Source organism: Pseudomonas extremaustralis, from assembly GCF_900102035.1.
GTDB lineage: Bacteria > Pseudomonadota > Gammaproteobacteria > Pseudomonadales > Pseudomonadaceae > Aquipseudomonas > Aquipseudomonas extremaustralis.
Genome location: NZ_LT629689.1, coordinates 1,942,170 through 1,962,228, shown reverse-complemented (window position 1 = coordinate 1,962,228; position 20,059 = coordinate 1,942,170). Strand labels below are relative to the sequence as shown.

Genomic DNA, 20,059 nt, shown 5'->3' with positions numbered 1-20,059 from the left:
CGAACAATCCCACAGCGGAATACGAAATGCTGAAGAAATCCTTAGTCGCTCCGTGTGCAACCGCCGCGTTGCTCAGGCGCCCGCATCCAGTTCTCGACCGAGCTGACTGATCATGTAAGTCACCGAGTCGGCATTGGCCAGAATCGTGTCTATACGTTTGTCCGCGTTGCTCATGAAGATTTCCCGCGCGTCGTCGAGTGTGCGCCCGCCCGTGGTGCCAAGGACTTTGCTCTTTTGCGACGAGGTCGAGCGATGTCGGCCGAAATCCTCCCATTGATGGCTGAATTCATCCCAGGTCTTGAACAGCAGCGTGGCTGGCGTCAAGGTCGACAGCGCGGTGTCGCGCAAGTTGGCAAGGTCGGTCTGCATCAGCCGCGCACCGCGGATGTCCACGTTTATCAGGTCGTGGAACGGCCGCATGCTGTCCAGGTAGGCGAGGTCTTCGGTCAGGGACTTGATGTGCGTGATCTCGTGGATCAACACCGTCGCCCGGGCATGGGCGCAGATGTTGAACGGCGTGCTCAAGCGGTTCTGATAAATGTCCATGGGCGGATCGAAAAAGCGGTCCAGCAAGTAGATTCGGTTGTCGGGGTCGTCGGGCAGTACGAACGCGAATGTGCTTTGCGGGCTGTAGCGATGGGTGCCGCTGACAAAGCGTTGTGAGTGGGGGCCGGTCAGGGTGTGGTTGGTCAGCTCATCGAGCAACTCGTCGATTCGCCGCTCGACTCTTCGCACCTGGTCGGGTGTCATCGTGACGATGCCGAACAACTCACTGAAAAACTGCCCGAGCCGGCTGCCGGGATCCAGACGCTCCACGAAGTGGAGCAGGTTGCGTTTACAGTTGACCGCATAGTACGTCGCAACATTGAGCGCCTCATCTATGCACTGCGCTTTCCAACTGGATAACGCCGCGATTTCCCGGATGCCCACCGCTTCGATATTGATGCTCTCGCGCACGGCGGATGGGGTATGAGACCGCCCAGCGTAGCGACTCAACGTTTTGCCATAGCGCGGCTGATGCCGGTCGAGGTCCAGCGTCCACTGGCCCTGGGCATTGCACTGTACATAGGGTCCGTGCCGCTCGCCGGTGCTCAGGCGCCAGTGTTCACCGGCTTGTTTCACCGGGTACACCTTGCCGTCCAGCGGTACGAAATGCCCGGTACCAGTCTTATTTTGATAAGGGCGGGTTGGTGCGCGTTTTTCCAGGTCTTCCAAGGCCACTTCGTGGTGTTCAAACGTTTGTAACTGCGTGCGTGCTGGGGCGGTCAGATCCAGTTCGGCCAGGCTCGGCGCTTCTGGCACGGGGGCTTGCAGCCATTGTTCCAAAGGGACGGGCTCCGGCGGCGCCGTATCCTGAGGGAACAGTTGGTCCAGTTCCTGGCGCAAGGACGCCAATTCGGCCACGCCGCCGGCAAAGGTTTTGAGCGCGTGTTGCCAGCGGTGTTGCTGCAGGTCTTCAGCGGAGGTCTGGAACAGTTGGTAGCTGCGCCATACCACCAGCGGGAACGCCAGTTTACCGGCCATGAACTGCAAGCCTTTGGGGATCTCCTGGATCAGCAGGCTGGTCACGGCATCCCATTGTGCCTGGCCCGATGGCGAAAACTGGCAACCCAACATCTGTTGCAGCATTGTGCTGTTGTCCTTGAACAGCCGGTTCAACAGGTTGCCGGTGATGGGCGACAGACCGAGCCGGATTTCCGACAGTCCTCGGCTCCACTGTTGGCGCAGCAAGTTGCGGTAGGTGGCTTGATGGGCGGCCGGTAACCGCTCTACGACCCAGTCCTGGAGGGAGCCGGGGGTGGTGAACGCTTTGATGAATGCCTCTTCGTTCGCATATTCCTTGAGTAAATGCTGGGGGCTGTAGGGCGCAAACAGCACCAGCGGCCCGGCGCCTTCGGGCTGCGCGTCTATCAGGTAGCAGCCCAGGGCCAAGGCCTGCGAGGCGCCGGGGGTGGCGATCAGTTCGAGCGGGCGAATGATCGCCGTTGCGCCCGGCACCGCCGCGCGGGCCAGGGCGTCAGGCATATCGAAGACTTGCTGGATCAAGCCCCAGGCCGACGCCGACAGTCGTTCCTGCAGTGTTTGTTCGTGGGCGTATTGCAGCACTTGCCAGGGCAACTGCCGACAGAACAATCGGCGACGCTCGCGGCTGTCTTCGGTCTGGCCCTCGAGATGGGTGGCGAGGCGTTTCTGGTAGAGGCTTTTCAGGTCCAACTGGCGAACCAGTTGCACCACGGCGGCGCCGTCCAGTGTGGCTGGCAGCGGCGTGGCGGTTCGCGAGCGTGGGCGGATGTCGTCGGCGCGCAGCCCGGGCAAGTGCCGCAGGGCAAATTCGGTCAGGGTCTGGATGTTGCCTTGCAGGTCCAGGCGGCCGGGGATCAGCACGTGATCCGGGTTGCTCAGTTGGCCGGGGAAGCGTGCGTCGAGCAAGGTCGAGAGGCTGCTCATGACCTGCTCGCGCAGGGGCGTGATGCTGTGCAGATAGTCCTGCTCCTGGAGGGCGTTGATGCGGTACTGCTCAAGCAGCTCGGCATGCAGGATTTGCTCATGGGGCCGCGCCATGCCCAGCCATACCGGCAGCGCTTGCTGATGGATCATGGCGCGCGCCAGGGCAATGTCGCGCTGCAGGTTGGTCGGCGGTGCGCGGCGGATCAGGTTGTCCATGCAGTCCTGAAAGCGGCTGGCGTCGAGTTTCATCGAGCGTAGGGAGTCAATTTCATCCCGAGTGAAGTCACTGTGGGTCTGTTGGCGGTCATGCAGCAGATGCTCGTCGATGCGGCGTAGCGGCCCCAGATGAAAAGCTTGATGAGGCACGCGCTTGGAGACCGGCAGGTTCTCTATCAGGGGCAGGCGTTCCAGGGGATCTTGCAAACGTCGCTCGATGACCTCGCGCAATACCTTGACCGAGGTGAAGGCTTCAAAGCCGCGCCGGGGTGTCCACAACAGCGCCGCGCCCGAATGATCGGGGTCCAGGCCGCCACGTTCGGTGATTACAAAACAATGGGCCAGGGCCGCTGGCGCGGATTCGCTACCGATTTCAACGGTCAGGCCAAACGCATCCGGGATGAACCCGTTCAAGCCGTAGCGCTTCAGACGGGTCATGGCATCGGCGTGAAAAACGCTGTCGAGTAACGCGAGATTGGCGGGCGACAGGCTTTTATGCAGCCGCCGCAGTGCCACTTCACCGCTGAGGCCCTGCAACATGGCATGGCTCAGATTGGCGCGGTTATTGTCCAGCAGCACCTGCGGCAGCGTATGCAGGTCGTGATCGGCAAAGGTGGCCAGGATCGTTTCGATGATCGCATTGAAGCGTTTTGCGCCCAGATTGTGCAGTTTGTAGGCGGCGCCTTCGCGGCGCGGCCCGTAGAGCCCGGTCAGGGGGCTATCGGTCAGGCCCTCGGCTTGCCGCGCCAGGCGAGCGATGAAGTGCTCGACCATGCTCGAAGACCGTTGCGGCAGGCGCTCTTCGCGCTCGTCGGCGTGGCTGGCATAGGTATTGATGTAGACGTCGGCGGACGAGAGGTCCAACCGGTTGCGGGCCAGTTCTGCGTCCAGCGCACGGCTTGCCAGGTCTCGCAGGGTCGGTTGTTTATTGCGTTCCATCGCCATTGCCGCCTCGACGCTTTGCAGGCGTTGCAGGTGATCCTTGGCTTTTTCTGCCTGGACCGTGCTCGGACGGCCGCTGGCGCTGGTGATGGGGTGCACGCTCCAGCGTCCGCCGGCATCCAGCGCTTGCAGGCGGCTGTCGAGCATGCTGCGCACGTCCAGGGCGCTGTCGAGCAGGGCGGCCAGGTTGACCCCGCCGGCGCTGCGTCGATACACCCCGAGGGCGTGCTCCAGGTTATCGCTCTGCTTGGCGATGATGTCCTCGACCATTTCCTGGAACACATCGCCAGCGATAGGTTTGCCGGTCACCTGTATGTGCTCCATGCCGATGAACACACTGCGTTCGTCCAGGGACAGGAAGTTGAGCAACTCATCTTCGTGCCCGGCGGCCTTGAGCATGCTCAGCAGGGTATCGCGCAGGTCATCGAGGTTCTCGAGGACCTGCAAACCGCGCGATTGGGTGTAGAGGTATGCGTGGGCATTGCTCATCATCAAGGTGCTGGCCAGGTCGACGTGATGCTGGAAAGGGGCATGGGCCCGCACCTTTTCGATGTTCAGGTGGCTGGCAAAAGCGCTGCGCGCGGCATGATCCGGAAGGAACAGGGCCTGCAGTGTCTGGCTTTCTGCGGTGGACAGGATCGTGGCTTGATGCTTGAGCAACAGGTCGGCGCGAAACTTGTCGCGCAGGCCCCGTGTGAACAAGCGCAGGCGTGACTGGCGGCCGTTGGATTCTTCATTCCAATAGGTTTGCAGCAGGCTGTTCAAGAGGGTCGAGAGAATCCCGCTGGTGTGTTCGATCACGTTGTCCCAGCGCTGCTGGTCGTCGGCCAATTGCTCCTGGGTAAACGCACGGGTGTCATGGGCAAGGTTGACAAACGTATGGGTTTGATCGGCTGGCCAGGCGTGCTGCACGTAAAAACGCAACAACGCGTCGCGTAACGGTTCCGAGCCGACCGATTGGCTGTGTGTTTCCGCCGAGGCACGGCTGAAGGCATTCACGCGGGTGTCGGCCTGATTCAGACCGGGAAAATACGGGCGCGCCATGACTCCAAGCAACGTGTCGAGCATCTGGCGCAGGCTGGGGAGTTTGCGCAGCTCATCGAGCATCGCCACGGCATTTTTGTGCTGCCCCGCCAGGATGGCGTGCTCCTGGTCCTGCATCACCGCGCCCTGGATCACGGCGGTGGTGAGGGTCAACTGCGCGTCCACCGGCAGTGCGTCCCGCTCGCCGATAGACAAGAACCGCAGCAAATCGCTGCGCTGGCGCGGTTGCTTCAGGCGCTCGGCCACGCTATCGAGCAGGTCGGCGTGGCTGTCGAACAGCTCCAGGCCGCCATAGGGGGTGTAGAGCACGGCTTTGGCATCGTCGGGCGTCGGGCTCATCATGAAGCTACCCGCCAGCGCCAGCGCGGGCTGGCCGGCAAGGTTGACCAGCAACCTTTCCACGCGCATGGGCTTGCCGTGCGTCGTACTGTCCATACGCGCTGCGTCGGTGGCGTAATACAGCGTGTGCAGCCATTCAAGATCCTTGACGGTAAACCCGAGTTCGCGCTCCCTCGGCGTCGGGGTCCTGCGTTTGACGGTATGCAGGAACTCATCGAAAAAGTACGGCGGGGTGACGCTGGCCATAGGGCACTCTCCAGCATTGAGGCGATCAAGAAGCCTCAAGGTTGGGCGCGGGCGGGGGCGTCATGGCGTTACATAACTGGGGTGGGCTGTAAGCGCCCGTTGACAGCAGGCACGTACAGCGTTGTTTAATCGACGGCCATTCTGGTTGTTTCTCTCAATCGCAAAATCGGAGCTACAGATGTCTGCTCAGTCCCCGATAGTTGAAGGTGCCACAGCGCTCATCGGTTTCAACGACCTGGTGGGGTTGCTGCACGCAGTGTTTGTGAAGCACGGCACCTCGCCGGAAGTCGCGGCGATCCTGGCGCACAATTGCGCGAGTGCCGAGCGTGACGGCGCCCATAGTCACGGTATCTTCCGCATTCCCGGTTATCTCAGCACGCTGGCCAGCGGCTGGGTCGATGGCAAAGCGGTGCCGGTGGTCACGGATGTAGCGTCTGGCTGGGTGAGCGCGGATGCCTGCAACGGCTTTGCCCAACCGGCCCTGGCCGCCGCCCGCGCGCTGCTGGTGGAAAAGGCCCGCAGCGCCGGCATCGCCTTGCTGGCGATCCATAATTCCCATCACTTCGCGGCATTGTGGCCGGATGTCGAGCCCTTCGCCGAAGAAGGGTTGGTGGCCCTGAGCGTGGTCAACAGCATGACCTGCGTGGTGCCCCATGGCGCCGACCGCCCCTTGTTCGGCACCAACCCCATCGCTTTCGCCGCGCCGCGTGCCGATGGCGCACCGATCGTCTTCGACCTGGCCACCAGCGCCATTGCCCATGGCGATGTGCAGATTGCCGCACGCAAGGGCGAGCGCTTGGCGCCGGGCATGGGCGTCGACAGTCTCGGCCAGCCCACCACCGACCCCAAGGCCGTGCTGGAAGGCGGCGCGCTGCTGCCGTTTGGCGGGCACAAGGGCTCGGCCTTGTCGATGATGGTCGAACTGCTGGCGGCGGCCTTGACCGGTGGTAACTTTTCCTTCGAGTTCAGTTGGGCCGACCACCCAGGGGCACGTACGCCCTGGACCGGGCAATTGCTGATCGTGATCGACCCGAGCAAGACCGCCGGGCAACGGTTTGCCGAGCGCAGCCAGGAGCTGGTGCGGCAGATGCATGCGGTGGGGTTGCGGCGCTTGCCGGGGGATCGACGTCATCGCACACGGGCGAAGTCGGAGCTCATCGGTATAGAAGTGCAGGCCCAGGACCTGGCGCAATTGCAGGCACTGCTGGCCGATTGAAGCGGGCTGCGCCATTGGCGCAGCCCCGCTGGATCAGTTACGACGACCCAGCAACAGCCCGACCACCAGGCCGAAACCGGCGGAGATGGCCACGGTCTGCCATGGATGACCACCGATGTAGGTTTCGGTGGCGTCGACCATCGGCTTGCTGCGTTCGCGCACGGTGGACACCGAGTCCAGCGCCTGCTTGAGTTTTATCGCGACTTGCTCACGCAGGGTTTCGCCTTCCTCGCCCACCAGCGAAGCGCTGCTCTTGAGCAGCTTGTCCGATTCTTCGATCAGCGCGGTGAGTTCGCTGAAGGCTTGATCCTTGATTTGATCATCGACAGCTTGGGCGGCGGTTTTGCGGGCCATTGGGTGACTCCTTGCAGGTAAATGTGACAGTGAACAATGGAGTGTCGCGGGGCGGCAAAAGTTGCAGTTTTTTTGCCGTGGCGAAGTTCTAGGCGAAATCCTAATCAGGAAATTTCGACCTACAGTGTAAGATGCCACCTATTTGTGCAGCAGGTAATTCCACATGAGCTTCAATCTCGCCAACAAGACCCTCGCCGAACGCGCCGAGCTGGAAGATGAAAAGTCCCGTCTCTACGACCTGTGGCAAACCAACCTGGGCAAAGCCAAGGGCGAAGCCGCGCGCTTGTTCGGCGAGCGCGCCAAACGCAAGGGCAAATGGGCCGAATGGGTGCGTGCGGAACTCGACGGCATGTCGCCGCCGGAGTTTTCCAACATGGTGCGCAGTGAAGTCAACAAGCTGATGGCAGCGGCCAAGTAAAGCTCGCCACGATCGCTTCGCGCACCTTGAGCACCATCGGATCGAGCTGTGCCTGGGTGCGCCAACCCAACTCCACCGGGTAGCGCGGCAGTGCCAGAGGGCAGGGCAGCATCCGCAAGCCGCTCATCTCGGCGATGGCCTGCGCCGCATGCCCGGGAATGGTCGCCACCGCCCGGCTGCCCTTGAGCAAAAAGGGCAGCGCGGCAAAATGGCTGGTCGACGCGCACACCTGCCGGCTCAACCCCAGCGCCGCCAAGCCCTCGTCGGTGATGCCGATAAACCCACCTGACGACACCAGCACATGCTCGCGCGCGACGAACTCGTCGAGGCTGATGCCGTCCGTGCCAGGCGCCAGGCTGCCGGGGTCCACCAGGCAGCGGTAATCCCCTTCCGTCAACACCTGCCGGCTCAATCGGCTTTGGGCAAAACCGCCGGCGGTAATCGCCAGGTCCAGCGTGCGGTCGAGCAGGGCGCTGGCGACGATCTGGCTGTGGGTCTGGCGGAAGATCACCCGCAGCCTCGGCAGGCGCTGCGCGATGGCGTCCATCAGTCGCCGGCCATAGGCGATCTCGAAGTCGTCGGACAGGCCCAGCACCACTGAACGCCCCTGATAGTCGGGGTTTTGCGGATTGACCATTGCCAGGCTCTGGCGGCAGCGGTCCAGCGCTTCACTGATCACCGGTTTCAACTGATTGGCCCGCAGCGTCGGCGCCAGGCCGCGGCCGGTGCGCACGAACAGTGGGTCGCCGTACACCTCGCGCAAACGTCGCAAGCCGGCGCTGATCGCCGATTGGGTGACGCCCAGGCGCAATGCCGCGCGGCTGGCGCTGGACTCGTCATGCAGGGCTTCGAAGGTTTTCAGCAGGTTCAAATCGACCTGGGTGATATTCATTTGGCTCATATCATTCAGCACTGAAGTGGGCTTTATTCATGATGGCTATGCCCATGAGAATGGCGCAACCCCCCATCCCTTGTAGGCGCGAGCTTGCTCGCGAAAAGCTCAAGAGCGCCGCGAAACCCGATGCCCCGCGTGATCGTTGACGTTTTTCGCGAGCAAGCTCGCTCCTACAGGGGGATGCCTTTCCTTTCTTTATCTGGAGTGATCGTGATGCCTGTTTCTACCGTGGCAGCCCTGCAAATCGGTTCCCTGCCTGGCGGCAAGGCCGAGACCCTGGCGCAGATCCTTGCCTACGAGGACGAGATCCTGGGCAGCGGCGCGCAATTGGTGGTGATGCCCGAAGCATTGCTCGGCGGCTACCCCAAGGGCGAGAGTTTCGGCACTCAACTGGGCTATCGCCTGCCCGAAGGGCGCGAAGCCTTTGCCCGCTACTTTGCCAATGCTATCGACGTGCCGGGCGCCGAAACCGACGCATTGGCCGCTCTGTCTGCACGTACCGGGGCCAGCCTGGTACTGGGCGTGATCGAGCGCAGCGCCAGCACCTTGTATTGCACCGTGCTGTATTTCGAGCCCACGGGCGGGCTGGTGGCCAAGCACCGCAAGCTGATGCCCACCGGCACCGAGCGGCTGATCTGGGGCAAGGGCGACGGTTCCACCTTGCCGGTGATCGACACGGCGGTAGGGCGCATCGGCGGCGCGGTGTGCTGGGAAAACATGATGCCGCTGCTGCGCACGGCGATGTATGCCAAGGGTGTGCAAGTGTGGTGTGCGCCGACGGTGGACGAGCGCGAGATGTGGCAGGTGAGCATGCGCCATGTGGCCCACGAGGGGCGCTGCTTTGTGGTCAGCGCCTGTCAGGTGCAGGCTTCACCCCAGGCGCTGGGGATGGAGATCGCCAACTGGCCTTCGGAGCGTCCGTTGATCGCCGGCGGCAGTGTGATCGTCGGGCCCATGGGCGACATCCTGGCCGGGCCGTTGCTGGGGGAAGCGGGGTTGCTGACCGCGCAGATCGACACCGATGAGCTGGTGCGGGCGCGGTACGACTATGACGTGGTGGGGCATTACGCGCGCCCGGATGTGTTTGAACTGGTGGTGGATGAACGCGCCAAGCCGGGCGTGCGCTACATCACCGATTGAATGGAGTAGCGACCTGTTGGAGTGAATCCCACGCTTTAAAATGCCGCCTACCAGGCAGCCGTATTCGGCAGGTCCAGTGTGCCCCGGTCCACAAAGCGCATGGTGCCGAACAGCCCGCCCGCGAGTTTGCCCCGCAGCACGTAGGGCAGGTTGTTCAGGCTCTGGGTCTGGCTCAGGCCCAGGGTCTGGCGCAACACGGAAAACGCCGAGACGCTGACCGGCACCATCAGCACCGTCTCGGAAAACCGTGGGATGCTTCCGCGCTGATCACTCACCCCTGACGCCAACGGCCGCCCATTGACCTCCAGGTCCAGGGCCACGCCGTTGTAGTCGATCGCCGTTTCATTGGGGTTCTGCACCCTCAGCTTCACGGCGAAGCGCACTTCCAGGTCCTGGCTTTGCAGCGGTTCGATACCAACCACGTTGATATTCACCGGGTCGCGGTTGGGGAACAGCGCGCATGCGCTCAGGGTCAGCAGCAGTAGTGATAGAACCATGAGCTTGCGCATTCAAAGGTGCTCCTATTGGGTGACGTCCGGGTCCTGCATCACTTTGAGGGTAGAGGACTCCGGATCAAATTCATCTTCTTGCAGTGCTATGAACTCTTCAGGCAGGAAAATGTTCAGCAAGATGGCACAGAACGCACCCACAGTGATGGGCGATTCGAAGATGTTGTGCAACGCCTTGGGCAGATCGCGCAGCACTTCCGGCACGGCCGCGACGCCCAGGCCCATGCCCAGGGAGATCGCCACGATCAGCACATTGCGCCGATGCAGGCCGGCTTCGGCAAGGATCTTGATACCGGCCACCGCCACGGTGCCGAACATGATCAGCGTCGCGCCTCCCAAGACCGGCTTGGGCATTAGTTGCAACACTGCGCCGATCATCGGGAACAGCCCCAGCAGCACCAGCAGGCCGGCAATGAAGTACGCCACGTAGCGGCTGGCCACGCCGGTCAACTGGATCACGCCGTTGTTCTGGGCAAAGGTCACCATCGGCAGGCTGTTGAAGGTGGCGGCCATCGCCGAGTTGAGGCCGTCGGCCAGCAGGCCGGACTTGATGCGCTTGATGTACAGCGGACCCTTGACCGGTTGTTGGGAAATCATTGAGTTGGCGGTCAGGTCGCCGGCGGCTTCCAGGGGCGAAATCAGGAAAATCACCGCCACCGGGATAAACGCCACCCAGTCGAACGAAAAACCGTACTTGAACGGTACCGGCACGCTGATCAGCGGCACGTTGGGCAATGCGGCCATATCGACGCGGCCCAGCCACCAGGCCACCACAAAGCCCAGGGTCAGGCCGATCACGATCGAACCCAGGCGCAGGAACGGGTTGTTGAAGCGGTTGAGCACCACGATGGTCAGCAGCACCAGGCCCGCCAACCCCATATTGCTCGCCGCGCCCAGGTCGCTGGCGCCAAAACCGCCGGCCATGTCGGTGACAGCTACCTTGATCAGCGACAACCCCATCAGGGTGATGATGGTGCCGGTCACTACCGGGGTGATCAGCTTGCGCAGCTTGCCGATGAACTGGCTGAGCACCACTTCGATAAACGCCGCGAAAAAGCAGATGCCAAAGATCGTCGAGAGAATCTCGTCGGTGCCGCCGCCCCGCGCCTTGACCATGAAGCCGGCACTGAGAATCACGCTGATAAACGAAAAACTGGTGCCTTGCAGGCACAGCAGCCCCGAACCGATCGGGCCGAACGTGCGCGCCTGCACGAAGGTGCCGAGCCCCGATACGAATAACGCCATGCTCACCAGGTACGGCACTTCGCTTTCCAGGCCGAGCACGCCGCCAACGATGAGGGTGGGGGTGATGATGCCGACGAAACTCGCCAATACATGCTGCAACGCGGCAAATATCGCCGCCGTGAAATGGGGGCGGTCTTCCAGGCCGTAGATCAGGTCGGATTTATAGCGGGGGCGGGGAGATTGAGCGTCAGACAAAGTGCGGGCTCGGGTCAGAAAATGGAGGCGCAGGATGCCAGAAAGCACCGGTCGTCAGAAGTGTAAAAAAATATTTATGAGCGCCCTGCACAAAACCCCTGGACCTGCCGATATCCCTATAGGCCCACCTTAAATGACAACACGTGGTGACCAAGGTCGGAGCGGCGCGTTGAGGCCGACTGATCACTTTGCGGCAGGGATGCTTGCTGATATTCCATCTTGAGAGCTGCCCCTATGTCTCTTCGTCATCTGAATATTGCCCCTCGAGCTTCTCTAGGTTTTGCATTCATTGCGTTGCTCGTGGTGTTACTGGGGGCGTTCGCGGTCAATCGCATGACGCTTATCCGTCAGGCGTCGGTGGACATGAGCACCAACCAGTTGCCCAGCGTGGCGTCCCTGGGCGTCATGACGGAAAACGTGTTGCGCATGCGCATCCTGTCGTTTCGTGTACTGGTCAACCGGGAACCGGCCAGTTTGCAAGAGGCACAAACCCGTATCGGTGCCCTGGTCGACAAGGTCCGGGCCGCCCAGGCCAGTTATGCGGCGTTACCCTCCGTGCCTGAGGAGGCGGCGCTCTACAAGACATTCGTCGGCACCCTGGACAACTACCTGAAGGCCCAGGCCGACATGCTGGCCCTGTCCCAGCAAAACAAGGTCGATGAGATGCGGACCTTGATCAACACCCGGATCAAGGACGGTACCGACCAGATGGGCGAACAGTTGAACAAGCTGATCGCCATCAACTCCGCCGGTGCCAAGCAAGCCAATGACCAGGCGAAACAAAGCTACGACAGTGCGATCACCGGCATCATCGTTGTGGTGGTGGCTGCCGCATTGCTCACGGTGCTGCTGGCCTGGCTGCTGACCCGCAGCATCGTCACACCGCTGCGCAAAGCCGTGGCAGTGGCGCAAACCATCGCCGGTGGCAACCTCACCCAAGTGATCGACGATGACGGCAAGGATGAGCCCGCACGGCTGATCAGCGCGTTGTCGACCATGCAGAACAACCTGCGCCAGACCATCCAGCACATCGCCGGTTCGGCCACCCAGCTTGCCTCAGCCGCTGAAGAGTTGAGTTCGGTCACCGAGGAAGCCTCCCGCGGCTTGCAGCAACAGAACAATGAAATCGACCAGGCCGCCACGGCGGTCAACGAAATGACGGCAGCGGTCGAGGAGGTGGCGCGCAATGCCGTTTCCACCTCCGAGGCATCCGCCCAGTCCAACCAGGCCGCGCGGGAAGGCCGCGACCGTGTGGTGGAAACCGTCGGCGCGATCCAGACCATGACCCAGGATGTACAAAACACGGCGGCCATGATCGAAGGCCTGGCCACTCAGGGTCGCGATATCGGCAAGGTACTCGACGTGATCCGCGCGATTGCCGAGCAGACCAACCTACTGGCGCTCAACGCCGCCATCGAGGCCGCGCGCGCTGGTGAAGCGGGGCGTGGCTTCGCGGTGGTGGCGGACGAAGTGCGCGCCTTGGCCCATCGCACGGCGCAATCGACCCAGGAAATCGAGAAAATGGTCGCCGGTATCCAGAACGGCACCGGTCAAGCCGTGCAGTCCATGGAACAGAGCAACCAGCGCACCCAAAGCACCCTGGAAATGGCCCGCGCCGCTGGCGTAGCGCTGGAGCAGATCACCCAGTCCATCAGCCTGATCAACGAACGCAACCTGGTGATTGCCAGCGCCTCGGAAGAACAGGCTCAGGTATCCCGCGAAGTGGACCGCAACCTGATGAATATCCGTGACCTGGCCACACAATCGACGGCCGGTGCCGACCAGACCAGTGCGGCCAGTTTTGAACTGTCGCGTCTGGCGGCAGACTTGAACGCGATGGTGGCGCGCTTCGTGGTCTGATCCGAAACGCGGGCAAGCGCGGCTTATGCTTTTCAGGCTGCCGGGTTCCTCAGATGGGGTGGTCGCTTGCCCGCGATAAGCCCCAAGGCACCGCGTTCATCTGGGATGAACGCGTTATCGTGAATGGTCTTCGCAATCAGACGCGCGCCTGCAAGGCGACGAATGGTAGTGTCCACCTGTTAGTTCTGACAGTTTCAGCGGCAGGCATTTGGGTATTTAATTTTCCTCAACATCCGTTCAGTCAACCAAATCGCGGGTTTACTGCGATGCACTGTTGGGGGAATTATCATGTCGCGCGCCCGAATCCCAAGCCCGAACAACGATGTCAGCACCCGCTCGGGCGTGCTGGCGTTGTTTCCGATGATCATCCCAGGAGTGGACCCGACGGACCCCAACGGCCTTATTCCAGCGGCACGAATGCTGGCGCCGCTGGAGGTCAGGGTCCCGATGTGGAACCCGCCGCCAGTGCCCCTGGACACCCCGCATACCCTCACTCTGTACTGGGCGAGGGGAGGGGTCGTGGTGTACAGCGACTCTTTGGTGGTGAATTCGCCGCCGCCACCACTGTTGTCTGAATACGTGATGTATATCCCTTTGTTGGTGCTGCGCGCGCAGTCAGGCCCGGTGGAGGTGTATTACTCAATAGAAGACTCGTTTGGCGGGGTCAGCGAACTCAATCCCAGAAGAACCCTGACGGTCGACATGGACCCGCCGCAGCTATTGAACCCCGCCGATCACTTGGAGTTTGTGACGCCCCCTGCGCCGTTTGTGGACGAAACGTATCTCAGCAACCACCCTCTGGTGGCATTCCACGTTCCGCCCTATACCGGACGCAGTAACAAGGACACGATTCATTTTTACGTGTCCAATTTAGCCAATCCGCCGGTGGCCGGAGAAGACGGTATTTATGAACTGGTCTCCGACAGCGACCCGTTGGTCGCCTGGCTTGCGGCCGATGCGTTTCGCACACTGAGCAATGGCGACGCCTATGTGTTTTTCCGGGTGTTTGACGAGGCGGGCAACTACAGCGATCGCAGTGCAGGCTTGCCGTTTCAGTTGGCCCTGACAGCGCTGCCGGGCCCACGGCCCATCCCGTCGATCGTGCCGCCCCGCTACGATGATTTGCTGATCAATCGCGAAGATGCCAGGGCCGGCGTGCAAGTGCGAATAGAGCTCTACACCAACTGGGCGCCGGGTGATCAGGTCGTTGTGTATTGGAAAGGGCGCCCGACGGCACCGCAGCCGGTCATCGGTTTCCCCTGCGATGTCGACATACCCTGGAGCGTGATGCGTGGCCCGCTCACCGATGCGTTGGCAGCCGAAACGGTACCGGTGCGTTACGAAATCATCCGTGGCAGTCTGCCGCCATTTGCGTCGTTCAACATCCTGGTGAATGTGAACCTCACCATCGCCGGGCAGGATCACGCGAATGCCCCGGCGCTGCTTAACCCCAACCTGCCAGTGGCGCAGGTATGGGGGCTGGTTTCCAATACGCCCAATGTAGTCAACCACGATGACAACCCGGCCGGGGCGCGCGCGCGCGTGCTGCTTTACGAAAACCCGCAACCGGGCGAAATCTTGCGCTTCTACTGGAACGGCAGCGGGCCGGTCGCGACTTACACTGTCCAGTTTGGCGATATCGCAGGGCAACTGGTGTTTTCCACGGTAATCCCTTGGGCGGTGATGGAGGGCTTTATTCATCCGGCGTTACCGGTTTTTTACACCACCAGTAATGGAGTGAATGATCAGCAGTCCGCCAATACGCTGGTCAACGTGAATACCGGCGCATTGATCTCATTCCCGGCACCGGTGCTGAAACATACCCTGGTCGGTGGCGGCGGATACTTGTCCTGCTGTTCAAAACCCGAAGTGTTTTGGGGGGTGGAATGGTCGGTAGCCCCAGATGATCGTTTTCAACTCAATGATCAGGTCACGTTTTTCTGGGAAGGCTTTGCGAATAATAACTGGACGCCGCCGGTCATTGATGAGTCGAGGTATGACGATCAACAGTCTTTCGATACTACCGCCGACCTCATGAATGGCCTTAACTTCAGAGTCGAGCCTTATGAAGACAAAGTTTTGCCGATGCGTGAGTTCGGTTCTGCACGCAGTTGGTATCAGGTGCGGCGTGCGGGCGCGCTTGTGGGTGAATCGTTACCGCGCAGAATTCGTATCGACCTCAAGTACCCTTCTGGCGGGTACTGCAAAGCCGGTGATGTAATCACATGTTCCAATGACGGCGTGCCGATGCTTGTCGAGAACAAGAGAGACTAGCAACTCTCAAGTTACTGCAACTAACGCTGTAATGCAGTTGTGTGTTGAACGTGCAAGGTTTGCGTTGCGATGTTCGCGTGAAGTTGTTCGCGAAGTTGCAGAGCGGGCTTGCGCGCGCGTTGAAAAAAACCATCGTATTTAAACCGCGCTGGAGAATGAAATGGACAGAAAGACGCTGGATATCATCCGCAGCTTTGAAAACCGTCGTCGCTCGAGTACTAGACTTACCGATTTACCTGATGGTACGTACGAGGGCCAGGTACCGGGATTCCCCGGCCTGATCGATCGGTTTACCGCACTCAAGGAAACCATGGAGTTTCTGATTCCGCGCTGGCCGGACTTCAGTATCGAGCCAGAGAAACCGGATACCGTCAGGGTATGGATGTGGCCGCTGGACGACCCTCAACCGGCAGACCCGTTCATTACCTTTATCGTGAGCTCACCGCCAGCCACTGGGGTGTCGGTCAACATCGCGTTGGCGCGGCGTCCGCCTGGCGCGCACCTGATTCGGTACGAGGTGTCCGTTGAAACTGTCGGCAATGACAGTCGATCGGCCCCGCAATTGTTGATCGTCGATCTTGCGCCGCCTTACTACAGCCATGTAGGCCCGATTCCCCCACCCCTGCCACCGGTAGACCTGCCGACACCGGCGTCGCTGGTGTATTTCCTGGGCTTGCCCAACGAAACGGCCTGGTTCCGCGTGCCCCCTTATCTCGACCTTATGCCGGGAGACTATGGACTGTTCTACTACAACAATTCAGACACGCCCTATCTGCCAACGGCTGGGAGCACCGATCCGAAATGGGTGTTGCCTGCGGATCTGAGCTTCCCCCTGCCCTTGTCCGTGGTCCAAGGTAGCCCGGACGGTCTGCGCAGCGTGCGTTATGAGTTGCATGACGCGGCGGGAAACCCGGCGAAGCTGTCGGCGCAATACTTATTTGACGTGGCACTGTTTCCGGAACCCAGTAATTTTAAAGCCCCGACCATTGATCTGGCGGTACCGGGTGACCAACTGCTCGACCGTCAGGACACTGCCCAGCTCAATGGCGCGATCATCCGTGTGCCAGCCTACGATGACTTCCTGCGCGGCGCTGATGGTGATGTGCTGAGTGTGACCCTGACCACCTCTCTGGGTAGTCAGACCCTGGCCGACGTGCCATTGGGTAATAATGTTTTTCCGCTGCAGGTTCACGCGCCTTATGCGGTGCTGGTTCTACTCTATGGCGCCACAGTAGGGTTGTTGTCGATGACGGTTTCGTACGTCATCAGACGGCGATCAGTCACTTATCCCGCGACTTTTACCACCACGACTGACATAAACTTGTTTGTGGTGGGACCTGCCAACCCGAACGATCCGGATCAGACCAACCCCAATCTCAACGCGCCCATTGTCAGAGGCGAGGACGCGACTGGCACTGAAGGCAATGACAACGAACTGATACCCGATCATGCAAACCGCCGGGCCAATGTGTACATCGTACTGTGGAGCGTCGCTCCGACGCCCGATGCGAGGCCTTTCACCCTGTATCTCTTCTATGAGGGTGTCCAGGTTGGCCAGCTCTTTGTGCCCAGTGGCGTAGCCAATCAGGTGGTCACCCTGCAAATTCCATGGAGCGTGATTTCGGAACACGGTAATGGCTTGAAGCGAGTGCATTACGCCATCGGCGCCGAAGGCAGTACCAACCGACAATATTCGCCCGTCACGTTGGTGACCGTGACGGCCAATATCATCAACCTCGCCCCGCCGGTCGTGCGCAATCTGATCGGCAGTGGAATTATCAACTGCACAAGCTTCAGGCCTGTAGGGCCGCCACCGGGAAATATCGTGGTCTTCATCCCAGCGTCGGAGCATTTCACCGTGGGGATGATCGTGACGGTTCATTGGAAAGGCTACCGGGATGATGCCGGGACGATAGAAGTGCCGGCCGTCGCTGGCAGCAAGGATTCACCACCGCTTACCCAGGCCATGGTGAACCTTGGATTTGAGGTGGAATTGGAAGACTACTTCACTCGCTTCAAACCGATCCAACCGACCCACGATGACCGGCTGGCCGGTTCAGCCAGGGTTTATTACAGCATCGTGCTGGCTAGCGGCCCGGTGAATTCTTCCGAGGCGACACCGCGGGTGCGTGGTCAACTCGTCGGTGGAGCAACGGGGACGTTCTGCGACGGAACAGCAGTACCGGCACCCTAGCTGTTCAGCTGTGACCAAAGGGGAGCTTCGGCTCCCCTTTGGTGTTTTTTTCAGGCTGCGAGACACCTGAAGTTATGCCCACATGCTTTAAGACCCATTAATACAACTACTTAGGATTAGTCCTACATAAAGCGGTAACCACTCTGGATACCTTGGCGGCGCTCGATTGGCAGGGTCCCACGCACTTTGGAACCGGCCAATTTCTTTCCTAAGGGAACGCCAACCAGAGGTTCGTTAAATGTCATCTGTATTCAATTTCAAGCCTTCGCCTTTAAGCCTTGCGATGAAGGCCAACGCTGTCACCCTGTTCATGCTGATGGCTCACGCTGTCGAAGCGCGTGTGGTCACTGGGGCGGACGAGTATGTGCGCCCAGGCCCCGCACCGGATCGTTTTGAGTTACTGGCCGGTTCCGGCCTGACGGTCGAAGGAACGGCCACCCGCGACATTCGCGCCGAGTCCGCAACCCTGGTCGTCACGCCAGGCAGCTCTACCCAAGACATCATCGCCAACAACTCGCGGATTCGCATTGAGGGCTCTGATGTCACTGCACGCAGCAGCGCAAACGCCGCTCTGCGTGTGACTGGCAGTGATGTGTTCATCAGCAACAGCACGATCACCCATGAGAGCGGCACTGGTCTGACCGCCGGGCGCAACCTGGGTGCAACCAATGGGTCCAGCGTGACGGTGGTCGACAGTACGATCACCGGTACCAACCGTGGCGCCAGTGCCAGTGCCTACAGTGTGCTGGACTTCACCGGCTCCCTTATCCAGGCGACCAACGATGATGGCATCGGTGTATCGCTGCTGAGCGGGCAGGCTTTTGCCTACGACAGTCGGATCATCGGCGGTGCCAATGGCGTACAAATGGGACTCGACGGATCGTCCGGAGTCATAGACAGCGTGCTGGTACTGGACGGTTCCAGCGTCGAAGGCAAAAACGGCGCAGCCATTCTGGCGGGCGCCGGGACAAACGCGGATATCCAGGTACGCAACGGCTCGACCCTCACCGGCGGCAACGGCAACCTCCTGGAGGTCACCGGCAACTCCACCGCCAATATGAACGTTGACCGCAGCTTCCTGGTCGGCGATGTGGTGGTCGAAGACGGCAGCACCGCCAAGGTTCAGCTCAACAACGGCTCCTGGCTGACCGGCCAACTGAAAAACGTCGCCGAGTTGAGTGTGAACGACGCGTCCAACTGGATGCTGGTGGGCGACAGCAATGTCGAGGCCTTGAAGATGGGCGGCGGCGCGGTGCACTTTGGCGCCGAGGACCAGTTCTTTCAGTTGGATGTGAAGAGCCTGGAAGGCAACGGCACGTTTGTCATGCACACGGACTTCTCCACCCACCAGACCGACTTCCTCAACGTGGAAGGCCGGGCCGAGGGTAATCACAGCCTGCTGCTCGCCGCGACCGGTTCGGAACTGGCCAGCGGTGCGCCGATCAAGGTCGTGCACACCGAAGGCGGTGACGCACGCTTCTCCCTGGTCGGCGACACCGTGGACATCGGCGCCTACGCCTACGGCTTGCAGAAGGACGGTACCGACTGGCTGCTCGACCCGACCCGTCGCGGCACCAGCACCAGCGCCCATTCGGTATTGGCGTTGTTCAACAGTGCACCGACCGTGTTGTACGGCGAGTCGTCCATCCTGCGTACCCGCATGGGTGAATTGCGCTTCGGCAATGGCCAGGACAATGGCCTGTGGATGCGCAGCTACGGCAACAAATATGAGGTGGCGGCCAACAAAAACGGCAGTGGTTACAAGCAAACCCAGAAAGGCTTCACCCTCGGTGCCGATGCACCACTGTCCAGCGGTGATGGCCAGTGGCTGGCCGGTGTCATGGCGGGTCACAGCACCTCCGACTTGAGCCTGACGCGGGGCAGCAAAGGTGAGGTCAAGAGTTACTACCTGGGTGCCTATGCCACTTGGCTGGATGATGAGAGCGGCCTGTATTTCGACGGTGTCGCCAAGCTCAACCGCTTGCACAATGAAGTCAATGTGAACATGAGCGACGGCAAGAAAGCCAAGGGCAACTATGCGCAAAGCGCGGTCGGTGCATCGGCCGAACTTGGCCGCCACATCAAGCTGGACAATGATTACTTCGTCGAGCCATATGGCCAGTTGTCGGCGACGATCACCCAGGCGCAGAGCTACGAGCTGTCCAACGGCTTGAAGGCTAAGGGTGATCGCTCCAGCACCGTGGTCAGCAAACTCGGTGTGACCGCCGGTAAGAACATCCAGCTGGACAACGGTGGGGTGTTGCAGCCTTACCTGCGCACAGCATGGGCTCACGAGTTCGACCAGAGCAACAAGGTGTTCATCAACGACCAGAGCTTCAACAACGATCTGTCGGGTTCGCGTATTGAACTGGCGGCCGGCGTGGCGATGTCGGTGTCCAAGAACGTCAAGTTGCATGCGGACTTCGAAACCAGCAAAGGCAAGAAGATCGATCAGCCGTGGGGTGTCAACTTCGGCGTGCGGTACGACTTCTAAGACATTCGCGCACTTGGACAGGGGAAGCTT

At 60.8% G+C, this 20,059-nt stretch carries 12 protein-coding genes; 7 read left to right on the top strand and 5 right to left on the bottom strand.

Translation table 11 applies throughout. From position 1 onward, the window contains the following. Window positions 1–72: 72 nt before the first annotated feature. Window positions 73–5,235, bottom strand: coding sequence for a dermonecrotic toxin domain-containing protein (locus tag BLR63_RS09150; protein WP_010564721.1), 5,163 nt, complete (start codon window positions 5,233–5,235; stop codon window positions 73–75). A gap of 178 nt (window positions 5,236–5,413) precedes the next feature. Between BLR63_RS09150 and BLR63_RS09145 the strand changes: the two genes are divergently transcribed. Further along, window positions 5,414–6,451 (top strand): Ldh family oxidoreductase, encoded by a 1,038-nt coding sequence (locus BLR63_RS09145; protein ID WP_010564720.1) that lies wholly within the window; start codon window positions 5,414–5,416, stop codon window positions 6,449–6,451. 33 nt (window positions 6,452–6,484) lie between these two features. Here the strand turns inward: BLR63_RS09145 and BLR63_RS09140 are convergent, their stop codons facing one another. Continuing rightward, window positions 6,485–6,805: a DUF883 family protein gene (locus tag BLR63_RS09140; RefSeq protein WP_010564719.1), complete on the bottom strand. Its 321-nt coding sequence runs from the start codon at window positions 6,803–6,805 to the stop codon at window positions 6,485–6,487. Window positions 6,806–6,968: 163 nt separating this feature from the next. Between BLR63_RS09140 and BLR63_RS09135 the strand changes: the two genes are divergently transcribed. Beyond that, a complete protein-coding gene (locus BLR63_RS09135; protein ID WP_003190904.1) occupies window positions 6,969–7,223 on the top strand; it encodes a hypothetical protein in 255 nt (84 codons plus the stop codon). Here BLR63_RS09135 and BLR63_RS09130 read toward each other — a convergent pair. Further along, a complete protein-coding gene (locus tag BLR63_RS09130; protein WP_010564718.1) occupies window positions 7,195–8,115 on the bottom strand; it encodes a LysR family transcriptional regulator in 921 nt (306 codons plus the stop codon). The genes BLR63_RS09135 and BLR63_RS09130 overlap by 29 nt on opposite strands. 216 nt (window positions 8,116–8,331) lie before the next feature. Between BLR63_RS09130 and BLR63_RS09125 the strand changes: the two genes are divergently transcribed. Further along, window positions 8,332–9,258 carry a carbon-nitrogen hydrolase family protein gene (locus tag BLR63_RS09125; RefSeq protein WP_010564717.1) on the top strand — a complete coding sequence of 309 codons (927 nt, stop codon included), beginning with the start codon at window positions 8,332–8,334 and terminating at the stop codon, window positions 9,256–9,258. 47 nt (window positions 9,259–9,305) lie between these two features. Here the strand turns inward: BLR63_RS09125 and BLR63_RS09120 are convergent, their stop codons facing one another. Together BLR63_RS09120 and BLR63_RS09115 are read right to left on the bottom strand one after the other, a co-directional pair. Beyond that, window positions 9,306–9,767 (bottom strand): LEA type 2 family protein, encoded by a 462-nt coding sequence (locus tag BLR63_RS09120; RefSeq protein WP_010564716.1) that lies wholly within the window; start codon window positions 9,765–9,767, stop codon window positions 9,306–9,308. Window positions 9,768–9,779: 12 nt separating this feature from the next. Further along, on the bottom strand, window positions 9,780–11,207 hold the full coding sequence (locus BLR63_RS09115) for a nucleobase:cation symporter-2 family protein (protein WP_010564715.1): 1,428 nt from the start codon (window positions 11,205–11,207) through the stop codon (window positions 9,780–9,782). 234 nt (window positions 11,208–11,441) lie between these two features. Between BLR63_RS09115 and BLR63_RS09110 the strand changes: the two genes are divergently transcribed. From BLR63_RS09110 to BLR63_RS09095, 4 genes are all read left to right on the top strand, one after another. Continuing rightward, complete coding sequence (locus BLR63_RS09110) at window positions 11,442–13,067, top strand: methyl-accepting chemotaxis protein (protein ID WP_042946769.1); 1,626 nt, start codon at window positions 11,442–11,444, stop codon at window positions 13,065–13,067. Between the two features lie 288 nt (window positions 13,068–13,355). Beyond that, window positions 13,356–15,341: a hypothetical protein gene (locus BLR63_RS09105; protein WP_042946768.1), complete on the top strand. Its 1,986-nt coding sequence runs from the start codon at window positions 13,356–13,358 to the stop codon at window positions 15,339–15,341. Window positions 15,342–15,501: 160 nt separating this feature from the next. After that, window positions 15,502–17,535 (top strand): hypothetical protein, encoded by a 2,034-nt coding sequence (locus BLR63_RS09100; protein ID WP_050901327.1) that lies wholly within the window; start codon window positions 15,502–15,504, stop codon window positions 17,533–17,535. A 238-nt stretch (window positions 17,536–17,773) separates the two neighbouring features. Beyond that, complete coding sequence (locus BLR63_RS09095; protein WP_042946766.1) at window positions 17,774–20,029, top strand: autotransporter outer membrane beta-barrel domain-containing protein; 2,256 nt, start codon at window positions 17,774–17,776, stop codon at window positions 20,027–20,029. Window positions 20,030–20,059: the final 30 nt, after the last annotated feature.